At 33.3% G+C, this 12,872-nt stretch carries 10 protein-coding genes; 9 read left to right on the forward strand and 1 reads right to left on the reverse strand.

The window, feature by feature from the left end; all coding sequences use genetic code 11:
* Window positions 1-34: 34 nt before the first annotated feature.
* The 3 genes from AC4FRF_RS12860 (at window position 35) to AC4FRF_RS12870 (ending at window position 4,329) form a co-directional block, all read left to right on the forward strand.
* Window positions 35-412, forward strand: a complete 378-nt coding sequence (locus AC4FRF_RS12860) for a hypothetical protein (RefSeq protein WP_491159958.1) — start codon at window positions 35-37, stop codon at window positions 410-412.
* A 95-nt stretch (window positions 413-507) separates the two neighbouring features.
* On the forward strand, window positions 508-2,712 hold the full coding sequence (locus AC4FRF_RS12865) for a TonB-dependent receptor (protein ID WP_491159959.1): 2,205 nt from the start codon (window positions 508-510) through the stop codon (window positions 2,710-2,712).
* Window positions 2,713-2,727: 15 nt separating this feature from the next.
* The gene (locus tag AC4FRF_RS12870) at window positions 2,728-4,329 is read left to right on the forward strand and encodes a PepSY domain-containing protein (protein ID WP_491159960.1); all 1,602 of its coding nucleotides are present in this window, start codon (window positions 2,728-2,730) and stop codon (window positions 4,327-4,329) included.
* A gap of 67 nt (window positions 4,330-4,396) precedes the next feature.
* Here AC4FRF_RS12870 and AC4FRF_RS12875 read toward each other — a convergent pair whose 3' ends face one another.
* Complete coding sequence (locus tag AC4FRF_RS12875) at window positions 4,397-5,059, reverse strand: TrmH family RNA methyltransferase (protein WP_491159961.1); 663 nt, start codon at window positions 5,057-5,059, stop codon at window positions 4,397-4,399.
* Window positions 5,060-5,149: 90 nt separating this feature from the next.
* Here AC4FRF_RS12875 and AC4FRF_RS12880 point away from each other — a divergent pair, with 90 nt between their 5' ends.
* From AC4FRF_RS12880 to AC4FRF_RS12905, 6 genes are all read left to right on the forward strand, one after another.
* A complete protein-coding gene (locus AC4FRF_RS12880) occupies window positions 5,150-5,845 on the forward strand; it encodes an SIR2 family NAD-dependent protein deacylase (RefSeq protein ID WP_491159962.1) in 696 nt (231 codons plus the stop codon).
* A 97-nt stretch (window positions 5,846-5,942) separates the two neighbouring features.
* Complete coding sequence (gene purB, locus AC4FRF_RS12885; RefSeq protein ID WP_491159963.1) at window positions 5,943-7,289, forward strand: adenylosuccinate lyase; 1,347 nt, start codon at window positions 5,943-5,945, stop codon at window positions 7,287-7,289.
* 137 nt (window positions 7,290-7,426) lie between these two features.
* On the forward strand, window positions 7,427-9,667 hold the full coding sequence (locus AC4FRF_RS12890; RefSeq protein ID WP_491159964.1) for a cation:proton antiporter: 2,241 nt from the start codon (window positions 7,427-7,429) through the stop codon (window positions 9,665-9,667).
* Window positions 9,668-9,973: 306 nt separating this feature from the next.
* Entirely contained in the window at window positions 9,974-10,873 is a 900-nt protein-coding gene (locus AC4FRF_RS12895) for a DnaJ C-terminal domain-containing protein (RefSeq protein ID WP_491159965.1), read from the forward strand.
* On the forward strand, window positions 10,870-11,163 hold the full coding sequence (locus tag AC4FRF_RS12900; RefSeq protein WP_491159966.1) for a chaperone modulator CbpM: 294 nt from the start codon (window positions 10,870-10,872) through the stop codon (window positions 11,161-11,163). Before AC4FRF_RS12895 ends, AC4FRF_RS12900 begins: the two co-directional genes overlap by 4 nt.
* Before the next feature lie 264 nt (window positions 11,164-11,427).
* A complete protein-coding gene (locus tag AC4FRF_RS12905) occupies window positions 11,428-12,645 on the forward strand; it encodes a cation:proton antiporter (RefSeq protein ID WP_491159967.1) in 1,218 nt (405 codons plus the stop codon).
* The last annotated feature ends 227 nt before the right edge of the window (window positions 12,646-12,872 follow it).

Here is a 12,872-nt window from a genome sequence, read left to right on the forward strand (position 1 = left end):
TGTATTTTTGCATTCGAAAACAAAAAAGCAGTTTTTGAAGACCTTATTTAGCATAGTACTTTCTATACTTTTATTACTACCTTCTTTTGGTAGCTTTTTTGTGTATACTTCATTTAAATTGCATCAGGACGAAATTGTAAAAACCATTTGTGTGCAACGAAAATTGGTTAACAATACCTGTAACGGTCGTTGCGAACTGGATAAAAGCATCAAGAAATACAACGACAACGAAAAAAGAATGCAAAACAATCTGGACAACAAAGTCGATTTGGTTTTTATCATCCATACTGCTGTTCCTGATTTTAAACTAATTCCTAGCAATCCCATTGAAAAACCTAATTGCTATACTTTAGACAAAAAACCTATTTCGGTTGCTTTGTCTTCCTTTAGACCTCCATCCTATTTTATATAAATTTTAATATCACTTTTCAATTTTTTATTGAACAGTATTTTCTCTTGGGATTCCTCCAAGAAAAGTTCGTTATATCTACATTTATATAAATTAAAATGAAACATATTTTTCTGGCTTTAATTAGTATAAGCCAATTTGCGGTTGCTCAAATTAACCCAAACAAAACTCCAAAAGACAGCACTGACGTCCTAGAATTAGAAAGCGTTTTTATAACTGCTAACCGTACCGCTACATTACGCAAAGAAACTCCTGTTGCCATTAGCAAATTAACGGCTAAAACCATCAATGAAGCTAAGGCTACGGCAGCCTACGAAATTGTAAACAAAACTCCTGGAGTGTTGATGGTAAATTTAGGCAATGAACAACACATGATGTCCATTCGTCAACCCATGACGACCAATTCTTATTATTTGTATTTGGAAGACGGCTTACCTATTCGTCCTATGGGAATTTTTAATCACAATGCCTTATTAGAAATCAACCAATTCAATCTTCAAAGTATTGAGGTGGTAAAAGGTCCTGTCTCTTCTCTTTATGGACCAGAAGCAGTGGGAGGAACTATTAATTTTATCTCCTTAAAACCTAGTATTGATCCCGAATTTAAATTTGGAATACAAGCCGATAATTTTGGTTTCCACCGCATTCAAGCTGCTGGTGGCGCTACGATAGGCAAGGTAGGATTCCATATTGCAGGAATCTCTAGTTTGCAAAAAAACGGTTGGATGGCCAATTCTGATTACAACAAAGACAATTTGAATGCCCGAATTGATTACCACATCTCACCTTCTACCCGATTAATCAGTAATACTATGTACGGTAAATATTATTCTCAAATGAGTGGAAGCGTCAACGAAACGGCTTTTAACGACCGTAGTTACAGCAGTACTTCTGATTTTACCTATAGAAAATCGGATGCTTTGCGTACAAGATTGACATTAGAACACGACTGGAACGAAAACGCAAGCAGCTACATTACCACTTATTATAGAGACAATAAATTAGGTCAAAATCCTTCTTACGGAATCAAATGGAATGCCGATCCCACAAAAAAAGATGTTTACTATCCCACACAAAACAATAATCCTGAATTAGCATACGGTGAAGTAAATTCAAATAATTTTAAAAGCTTTGGTGCCATTGGGCAACATACCCAAAAGTTTGATTTCTTGAACACTAAATTAGTTGCAGGAGCTTTATACGATTATTCTCCTGTTACTTATTGGTCCTATCGCACGGATTTAAAAGCGGTATTAAATCCTGGAGTAGTAGGAAAACAAACCGTTAACCATTATGAAGTATTAACCGAAAGACCTGATGTAAAAATTGCCGATTATAAGGCTGACATTTACAATACTGCTGCTTATGCACAATTGAGTTTTAATCCTATTGAAAAAATAGTCCTTTCTTTAGGTGGTCGTTATGACAATATGAAAATAGCATATGATAATACTTTAGACCTTTCTTTAGGCAGTAAAATATATGATAGAGTTACTTTTAAAGTAGGAGCTAACTACAATCCATTTGATTTTGCAGGTTTTTATGGCAATTATTCACAGGGATTTGCTCCTCCAGGAATTACATCTATCTTTAGAACAAAATCAGGGACAGGGGGAACAACAGGAGTTCCTGCTGAGTTTTATTACAACCTTAAACCGGCTACTTTCAATAATTATGAAATAGGTGGTTGGATGACTTTGTTAGCTAACAAACTGAACTTGGATTACGCTTTGTATTACATGGAAGGGAAAAACGAATTATTAAATGTAAAGCTAGAAGACAATTCAACCGATTACCGTTCGGCTGGCGAAACCCGCCATAAAGGAATTGAATTTGGCTTAAGCTATAAACCATCATCGCAAATCAATTTCCGTTTAGGAGGAACTTATGCCCAACATACGTATATTGATTTTGCTATTTCAGACAAATCTACCGATGCTTTACAAAACTTAAATGGAAAAGAAATGCCATCAGCACCAAGATGGTCTGGAAATTCAGAACTTTATTATTACCCCAAATGGCTTCCTAATTTTAGAACTTCCATCGAATGGCAATTAGTGGGTAGCTACTACCAAAATCAAATTAACACGGTAAAATATAGTGGTTATAATTTATTCAACGCCAGAATCGGTTACCAATGGAAATCATTTGAATTCTACGGAAATATAATGAATCTAACCGATAAATTATATGCTTACAATGTTTCCAGAAGCAATACAGCGGGTGCTGCTCCAAGCTATACAGCTGCAGCTCCTAGAACATTTGTATTTGGAATCCAATATCATTTTTCATTAAAAAAATAATATAAAACAAGCCGTATGAGCTCTAAAACAAAGTCTTCTAAAAAGAAAGATTCTAAGCTAGTTAAAAAAATCAAACAGCAAATGTACCAATGGCACAGAACCATTGGAATCATTACCATTGTACCGGTTATTTTCTGGACTTTATCAGGATTAATGCATCCTTTTATGGCGCACTTTTTTAAACCTGAAATTGCACATGACAAAATAGAAATCACAACAATTCCTCAAAACGAATTACAGCTTTCTATTCAGGAAGTTTTAGAAAAAAACAAGATTCAGCAGTTTAAAAACTTCCGAATCGTTTCTTTCAATAACAAGAACTATTACCAAGTAAAAAACGTTATTGGTGATTTATTGTATTTTGATACTTCAACTGGAAAAGAACTCCAAAATGGAGATAAAATATATGCCGAATGGTTGTCGCGTTATTTCTTAGACGATCAAAAAAGTAGTATTCAAAAAAGCGAAATTATCACTGAATTTGACCATCAATACAAATATGTCAATCGTTATTTGCCGGTGTACAAACTGAGTTTTGATAATCCTGATGCTATGCAGGTTTATGTAGACACTTCTTCTAGCAAGTTAGCCACCTACAACCCTACTTCAAGACAATTTTTCATCTGGTTTTTTGACACCTTCCACAACTGGTCATTTCTGGATGCTATTAGCAACAATAGTATTCGCATTATCACAATGCTTTTCTTGTTGTCCATCATCGGATTTTCTGCTATTAGCGGAATTGTGATTTATGGTTTTCTTTGGAAACAGTTTAAAAAATCAGACAGTCTGGAGCCTAAAAAGGGGATTCGAAAATACCACCGCCAAATAGGAATCTGGATTTCCTTGTTTACCCTAACCTTTGCGTTTAGTGGTGGATATCATGCTACTACTAAGTGGGATCCATACACCTTAGACCAGATGGTGTACGAACCTACTTTTAAAACCAACGAAATTCAATTAGCTAACAACAAACTGAATTTAGACTGGAATCGTTTTCAAAACGCGAGTCTGATTACTTTTAACGACAGTATTTACTACCGTTGTCAGATGGAAGAACAATCCAATAGAAAGTTCAAAAAACCCAAGTCAGATGCCAATTCGAAATGGAATAAAAAGGCTTCCCCTAAAACAGAAGTCGTGTATATCAATGCTACAACCAACACAGTTACACCCAATTTAGATTTACAATATGCTGAATTTCTGGCCTATTATTTTACTGATGGCGCACCAAAAGCACCTTGTTGTGAAATGATGAGTCCAGAAATTCCTGAAGAATCGGAAGTTTCATTAGAAAATGTAAAGTTATTAGAATCAAAAGTCATCACTAATTTTGAAAACAGAGATTATGGTTTTGTAAACAAACGTTTACCTGTAATAAAACTAGCTTATGATACGCCCGAAAAAACAACCTATTTTATAGAAACAGCTACTTCAAGACTGGCTGCCATTGTTAAAAATTCGGATATGGTAGAAGGTTATTCTTTTGCTATTTTGCACAAATACCTGTTTATGGACTGGGCTGGCAAAAACGTGCGTGATTTAACAATGGTTTTAGCAGCACTGTGTATTCTTATTGTTAGTGTTATGGGATTAATACTTTTTATAAAGAAATAGTTTCTAAGTTCCTAAGAAGCTAAGATTCTGAGTTCATTTTCACTTAGAGCCTTAGCTTCTCAGCAACTTACTTAGGATTTTCTTCGAAATATCTGGCTTCAATTCGTTTGATATCTTTAATTGATTTTCGAGCCCAATCCAATCGTTTTTCAAGAATTTCGGCATCAGTTAATTTCCAGTCGATTTCAGAACGACGCAATCTATTGGTCAAATCCTGAATGATGATAGCCGCTGAAACCGAAATATTCAAACTCTCGGTAAAACCTACCATGGGAATTTTCAAGAAACCATCGGCATTTTGCATTACTTCTTCGGACAAACCTTCTTTTTCTGTTCCAAAAAACAAAGCACTTGGTTTTGAGATGTCAAATTTTTCCAGTGTGCAGTCCTTTTCATGTGGCGTGGTGGCTATAATCTGGTAGCCTTGCTCTTTTAACGTAGCAATACAATTCGTAACCGAATCGTGTCGGTTGATATCCACCCATTTTTGAGCGCCCATGGCTATTTGTTTGTCAATTCTTTTTCCAAAACGTTCCTCTATTACATTCAATTCCTGAATTCCAAAAACCTCGCAACTGCGCATCACCGCTGAAGTATTATGCAATTGATATACATCTTCTACAGCTACCGTAAAATGCTTTGTTCTATTTTGCAATACTTCTAAAAAACGCTCTTTGCGATTGTCTGTCAATATTGTCTCCAGGTAATTTAAGTAATCTATATCAATCATTGTGTTTTTTTATTTTGTCGCAAAAATAGTAAAAAGAAAAAAAAAGCTATATTTAGCACTCAATATTATGAATTCGTGGCAACAAACAGAATGAAAAAAAAATTAGTCGTACTAACAGGAGCTGGAATTAGTGCCGAAAGCGGTATCAAAACTTTTAGAGATAGTGATGGATTATGGGAAGGCCATGATGTAATGGATGTAGCCTCACCCGAAGGTTGGCAAAGAAATCCTGAATTGGTTTTGGATTTTTACAATCAAAGACGTCGTCAACTCAAAGAAGTACAACCTAATTTAGGTCATCGAGAATTAGCCCAACTGCAAATTCATTATGATGTTCACATCATCACTCAAAACGTGGACGACTTACACGAACGTGCCGGAAGCCAAAAAGTCTTGCACCTACACGGTGAACTTTTAAAAGTAAGAAGCACTAAAAATCCAAAGTATATTTTAGAATGGGAAGGCGATTTAAATATAGGCGATTTGGATTCTTATAATAATCAATTGCGTCCACATATTGTATGGTTTGGCGAATCAGTACCTGCTTTTGATGAAGCCCTGAATATTACAGAAACCGCCGATTACTTTGCCGTAATTGGAACTTCATTACAGGTGTATCCAGCCGCGGGATTAATAGCTTTTGTTCCTCCACACATTCCTATTTTCTATATTGACCCTAAGCCAATTCAAATTCCTGATTTAAGAAATCCATTGGAAACATTTCCGCTCTTGGCATCAGAAGGAGTGCCGCAATTAAAAAATAGATTAATAGCCGAATTTCAGTAACAATCAATTCAAAAAAGTAGATAAATCTATTCAAAAAATAGCCCGAAATTCCTAAAATTCTGTCTATATTTGTGCCTTTCGAAAAAATAACAACACAATGACGACTTTAAACGAATTGAATGCTATTTCTCCAATTGATGGTAGATATAGAAATAAAACACTTTCATTGGCTCCTTTTTTCTCTGAAGAAGCTTTAATCAAGTACCGTGTATTGGTAGAAATTGAATATTTTATTGCTTTGTGCGAAGTACCTTTGCCACAATTAAAAAATGTAAACCCTAATTTATTCGAAAGTTTACGTGACATCTATAAAAATTTCTCTACTGCAGACGCACTTTGGATTAAAGAAACAGAGAAAGTTACGAATCACGACGTTAAAGCCGTTGAATATTTTATCAAAGATGCCTTTGAAAAATTAGGTTTATCGGAATACAAAGAATTCATTCACTTTGGATTGACTTCTCAAGATATCAACAATACTGCCATTCCACTTTCTACAAAAGAAGCCTTTGAGAGCGTATACATGCCATCATTGATTGCTTTAATTTCAAAATTAAAAGAATTAAGTGTAGAATGGAAAGATGTACCTATGCTTGCCCGTACGCACGGACAACCAGCTTCTCCTACTCGTTTAGGGAAAGAAATTGCTGTTTTTGTAGAGCGTATTGAAGAGCAAATGCGTTTGTTATTCAACATTCCTTTTGCTGCTAAATTTGGTGGAGCAACAGGAAATTACAATGCCCACCACGTGGCTTACCCACAAATTGACTGGAAACAATTTGGTACTAAATTCGTTCAGGAAAATTTAGGATTACACCATTCATTTCCAACAACTCAAATTGAACACTATGATCATTTTGCCGCTTTTTTTGATGCATTAAAAAGAATCAATACCATCATCATCGATTTAGACAGAGATATTTGGACTTATGTTTCGATGGAATATTTCAAACAAAAAATCAAAGCGGGAGAAATAGGTTCATCGGCAATGCCACATAAAGTAAATCCTATTGATTTTGAAAACTCAGAAGGAAACTTAAGTATTGCTAATGCGATTTTCGAACATTTATCAGCTAAATTGCCTATTTCAAGATTGCAACGTGATTTAACCGATAGTACCGTTTTAAGAAATATAGGTGTTCCTATGGGACACACTATCATTGCTTTTGAAGCTACTTTAAAAGGATTAAACAAGTTATTATTGAACGAGTCTAAATTCCATGAAGATTTAGAAAACAACTGGGCAGTAGTAGCTGAGGCCATCCAAACTATTTTACGTCGTGAGGCCTATCCAAATCCTTATGAAGCTTTAAAAGGTTTAACTAGAACTAATGAGGCGATTACTAAAAAATCAATACATGAATTCATTGGAACATTGGAAGTTTCGGAAGCAATTAAGGCAGAGTTATTACAAATTACTCCAAGTAACTTTTTAGGAATTTAATTAAATTCACATATTCAATTTTTAAAAAGTCCCGAGTTTCGGGACTTTTTTTATAAATATCCTAAATGAAATTTTAAAATTGCACATCAAAAGCGCTTTTGCTATATTTAGCAAGATTGCAAAAAAAGAAATAATATATGAGTACAGTTGCTGCAGTTGCTGAGGCATCCCAACATTTAAAACCTTTAATTAGCGATTTAGGACTAATCCTTATGACCGCTGGTTGTGCTGTATTGTTATTTAAAATAATTAAACAACCTTTAGTGCTGGGCTATTTAATTGCTGGTTTTTTAGCGGGAAACCATTTCGATTTTTTCCCATCTGTAAAAGACGTCCATAGCGTTGAAGTTTGGGCAGAAATTGGCGTTATCATATTACTTTTTAGTTTGGGACTAGAATTTAGTTTTAAAAAATTAATGAAAGTGGGAGGCACAGCCTCCATAACCGCCATTACTCAAATCATAGCCATGGTACTCATTGGTTATTTGGTTGGAAAATGGATGGATTGGCGGGAAATGGATTGTATCTTTCTTGGTGTAATTCTTTCTATCTCCTCCACTACCATTATCCTTAAAACCTTTGATGAATTAGGTGTGAAAGCCCAACAATTTGCAGGAATCGTTATTGGTTCACTTATTGTCCAAGACATTGTAGCTATTTTAATGATGGTATTGTTATCCACCGTAGCAGTGAGTCAGCAATTTTCAGGTAGTGAATTATTAATGTCTGTATTCAAATTAGGCTTTTTCCTGATTGCTTGGTTTGTGGGTGGAATCTTTTTTATACCAACATTATTAAAAAAAACAAAGCATTTACTAACAGATGAAATGATGCTTATTATTTCATTAGCATTGTGTTTAATGATGGTAATCTTAGCTTCAAACGTAGGTTTTTCTCCAGCTTTAGGCGCTTTTATCATGGGATCTATCATTGCCGAAACCACTCAAGCCGAACACATTGAACATCTTATAAAGCCCGTAAAAGATTTATTTGGAGCCGTATTCTTTGTATCGGTGGGTATGTTAATTAATCCGCATACTTTGTACGAATATGCTATTCCTGTTGTAATATTGACCTTTATTACCATTTTTGGCCAATCTATTAGTTCTACTTTGGGAGCTTTAATTTCTGGACAACCTTTAAAACAATCGGTGCAAACAGGAATGAGTTTGGCACAAATTGGAGAATTCTCCTTTATTATTGCCACACTAGGAATGTCTATGAATGTAACGAGTGACTTTCTATATCCGGTAGTCGTAGCCGTTTCGGCAATAACCACCTTTACTACTCCTTTTATGGTAAAGATGGCGGTTCCTTTTTCTACTTATTTAGAAAAAGAATTACCCCGAAAATGGACGAAAAGAATAGCTCGATATAGCGCCAATGCACAAGCCATCCGCTCGGTAAGTACTTGGCAAGTTGTTATTAGAGCACACCTGATGCAAATAATACTACATACTATTATTATTACATCGGTTATTTTAATGTCTTCTAAATTTGTATTGCCTTTAGTAGAAGATTCAAAATTTGGAAATACCATTGCAGCTTTAATTACAATGATCGTTATTTCTCCATTTTTGTGGGCACTTTCATTACGAAGGGTTGCTGTAAAAGAAGTCGATTTATTATTTGAAGAAAAAAGATATCGAGGTCCTATTTTAATGCTTTTCTTTTTCCGTATGGGATTAGCCGTATTTTATATTGGATTTTTATTAAACATTTTCTTCTCACCCATAATTGCATTTTTCGCCTTAGTAATGGCTATTGTAGTCTATTTATTATTTCCAAAAAAATTACACGAGCAATACCACAAAATCGAAAGCCATTTCTTGACAAACCTCAACGATAGAGAAGAAAAAAAGATGGATCGCCGCTATGCCTATTTAACATCTTGGGATGGCCACATGACTACTTTTGAAATCTCAAAAGAATCTAATCTAGCTGGAAAAACATTACGCGAAATTAAAATGAGAGAACTTCTTGGAGTCAATATTGCTTACATAAAACGAGGGGAAATAGTTATCCAAATCCCTAATAAAATGGAGCGTTTGTTTCCTGGCGATGAGATTTGTGTAATTGGGTCGGATGCACAAGTAAAAGAATTTTCTAAGTTTTTAACCCAACATGAAGTTGAAGTACCGGAAACAGTAGTCAATGAAGAAATTATTTTACGTCAAATTGTTCTAAACAATGAAGAATTTATTGGTAAAAGTGTTGGTCAATCTAAATTAAGAGAACGTACCAAAGGTTTATTAGTAGGCATTGAACGAAAAGGAAACCGAATTCTAAATCCTGAATCCAACATCATCTTAGAACAAAATGATTTATTATGGCTGGTAGGCAGCAAGAAATTAATGGCCGAACTATTCAAAGAGTAATTTTTTGAATTAAACAAAAACACCTAAAACAATTTAATTTTCAATATTAAAAATGCTTGGACTTATTAATAGTCTGAGCATTTTTTTATTTTCATATGCTTTGATACAGATAATATCGAGAAAATTAAATTTCAAAACCGATTAAAATATTATATCTAAAATAAATTTCTGTTAAGCTCTTTTTCAAATGAAATTTGAGTAAATTTATAGTATCAAGATTGTTTAAACTTGAATATTTATCTTGATAATTTCCAATCGGAAATCCTATAAGAGCACTAACAATTAGTAATTGAAAAACAATTCAACATGGCATTTATAGACTATTACAAAGTATTAGAAATTGACAAAAAAGCAACAGAAGCCGAAATAAAAAAAGCTTACCGAAAATTGGCTCGCAAATACCATCCGGACATCAACCCAAATGACAAAGAAGCCGAAAAAAAGTTCAAAGAAATCAATGAGGCCAATGAAGTACTGGGCAATGCTGAGAAACGAAAAAAATACGATGCTTATGGAGAACATTGGCAACATGCTGCCGAATATGAAAAAGCCAATCAACAACAACGTTATTATGGCAGTAGCGGATCTCAAGAAGAATTCAACTCCTATGGTAGAGATGGAGACGATTATTCAGATTTTTTCGAATCCCTTTTTGGAAACGCAGCCAGAAATCGTGGTAGAAATCAACAATTTAAAGGAGCTGATTACACCACTGAATTGCAATTAAATCTAGAAGAAGCCTACACTACCCATAAAAAAACAGTTACTGTAGATGGAAAAAACATTCGTTTTACGATTCCCGCAGGAATTGAAAACGGACAAACCATAAAAATTTCAGGTCACGGTGGCGAAGGTGCTGGCGGCGGTCCTAAAGGCGATTTATACATTACATTTTCAATTAAAAACCATCCTGATTTTAAAAGAGACAAAGACAATTTATATGCAACCGTTAATCTCGATTTATACAAAGCTATATTAGGAGGAGAAGTTACCGTAAATACTTTTGATGGTAAAGCAAAACTTAAAATTGCGCCAGGAACACAAAACGGTACTAAAGTAAAGCTCAAAGGAAAAGGATTTCCTGTTTATAAAAAAGAAGGTCATTTTGGCGATTTATACATTACTTTTCAAATAAAAATCCCGAGCAATCTTAACGAAAAAGAAATTGCATTATTTACTGAACTATCTAAATTAAGAACAACATGAATACCGAAAATTTTATCCCTCTAAATACACTATGTCAGCATTACAAACTAGAAATTAGTTTTTTCAATACGCTTAACGACAATGGACTTATTGAAATTCAACATGTTGACAACATTGAGTACGTACATAAAGAATCTATTTATGAAATTGAAAAAATTGTACGCATGCATAAAGAACTGGATGTTAATATTGAAGGTATTGACGTTGTTCTTAATTTATTACAAAAAATTGATGCTTTACAAACAGAATTATTACGAGTGAGAAACCGTTTATTGTTATACGAAAACTAAATGCTTTTACAATAACAAACCTTGTATAAAAAACACTTTGGTTTTTATTTACATAGAAAAAACTCAAAATACTAATTTTGAACTCATTATAACTAAAGCCCAAAAAACGGCAATCTACAATTCTAAAAAATAAGCTAAAAGAAGAACATATATTATATTAAATTATATTTTTTTCATATTTTAACATCAAAATAAAGTATATTTAAAAGAAAATCCAGCTATAAGCTAGTCTTTTAAAGATTATTTGATGAAAAACTAAAAAATATGACAATTATAATTTCTCTTTGTATTTTATTATTGGTTTCTTATTTGTTTGACCTTACTGCTGCCAAAACAAATATTCCATCGGTTATATTATTGCTGCTTTTAGGTTGGATTGTAAAAGAAATTACTACTTTCTTCTTTATAAATTTACCCGATTTAAGCTCTACTCTTCCAGTCTTAGGTACACTTGGATTAATACTAATCGTACTTGAAGGTTCATTAGAACTCGAATTAAATAAATCCAAAGTAAGTTTGATAAAAAAATCATCTTTGGGCGCATTAATCCCATTGTTTGCAATGGCTTTTAGCCTTGCTTATCTATTGTATTATTATAGCGAATACGACTTTAAAACTTGCCTTAGTAATGCAATTCCTTTTTGCGTTATAAGCAGTGCTATTGCTATTCCTAGCGTTAGAAATCTACGCCAGACCTATAAAGAATTTGTTATTTACGAGAGTAGTTTGTCAGATATTTTTGGTGTTATATTTTTTAATTTTGTGGCATTCAACACTAGTTTTGGAGTAGAAACTTTTGGACATTTCTTCCTTGAAATCCTGTTGATTATTATCATATCCTTTGTTGCTACTATTTTCCTTTCCTTTCTATTAAACAAAATAGACCATCACATCAAGTTTGTTCCAATAGTTTTGCTTATTATTTTAATATACGAAATATCTAAAATTTTTCATTTACCAGCCCTTGTGTTTATCATGGTTTTTGGCTTATCAATTGGAAATTTAGATGAATTAAAACATTACAAATGGACTGAAAAATTTAGGTTAGATCTATTAAACAAAGAAGTTCATAAATTTAAAGAACTAATTATTGAAGCTACATTTTTAGTACGCGCTTTATTCTTTTTATTATTTGGTTATCTAATTAAAACCTCCGAAATAATTAATCCAGAAACTATTATTTGGGCCTTAGGTATTGTAGGAATTATACTTTTTATTCGTTTTTTCCAGCTTAAAATATCAAAGCTGCCTATTTTTCCTTTACTATTTGTAGCACCTAGAGGATTAATTACCATTCTTCTATTCCTTTCCATAGCGCCCGAAAACCAGATTTATTTGGTAAACAAATCACTTATTATTCAAGTGATATTGTTAACTGCTGTTATCATGATGCTTGGAATTATGTTCACTACATTCAAAAGGAAGAAAAACATCGAAGAGACTAGAAAAGCATTGCACAGCAATCAAGATCATTTAATATGAAACTTAAAATTTGATTTTGAAGATAATTTTAGGCATTTTAGACAAAACCAAACCTGAAATTACAGCTCCTAAAACCGGCTTATTAAAATCAAATCGCTTTTATACAATAAATAGTATTTTTTCACACCTTAAAAAGGCAATCAAAAAACCTAGTAAAATCAATACTTCACGACATTTTTACTTTTTTTTTAATAAAAAAAATAAATTTTCCATCACAATATTTGTAT

It is taken from the genome of Flavobacterium sp. ST-158 (assembly GCF_058309975.1).

Bases quoted from the DNA above. Each gene is read 5' to 3' on its own strand.
- AC4FRF_RS12895 (WP_491159965.1), top strand. From the start codon at position 9,974: ATGGCATTTATAGACTATTACAAAGTATTAGAAATTGACAAAAAAGCA.
- AC4FRF_RS12870 (WP_491159960.1), top strand. From the start codon at position 2,728: ATGAGCTCTAAAACAAAGTCTTCTAAAAAGAAAGATTCTAAGCTAGTT.
- AC4FRF_RS12875 (WP_491159961.1), bottom strand. From the start codon at position 5,059: ATGATTGATATAGATTACTTAAATTACCTGGAGACAATATTGACAGAC.
- AC4FRF_RS12905 (WP_491159967.1), top strand. From the start codon at position 11,428: ATGACAATTATAATTTCTCTTTGTATTTTATTATTGGTTTCTTATTTG.
- AC4FRF_RS12880 (WP_491159962.1), top strand. From the start codon at position 5,150: ATGAAAAAAAAATTAGTCGTACTAACAGGAGCTGGAATTAGTGCCGAA.
- AC4FRF_RS12900 (WP_491159966.1), top strand. From the start codon at position 10,870: ATGAATACCGAAAATTTTATCCCTCTAAATACACTATGTCAGCATTAC.
- AC4FRF_RS12865 (WP_491159959.1), top strand. From the start codon at position 508: ATGAAACATATTTTTCTGGCTTTAATTAGTATAAGCCAATTTGCGGTT.
- AC4FRF_RS12890 (WP_491159964.1), top strand. From the start codon at position 7,427: ATGAGTACAGTTGCTGCAGTTGCTGAGGCATCCCAACATTTAAAACCT.
- purB (WP_491159963.1), top strand. From the start codon at position 5,943: ATGACGACTTTAAACGAATTGAATGCTATTTCTCCAATTGATGGTAGA.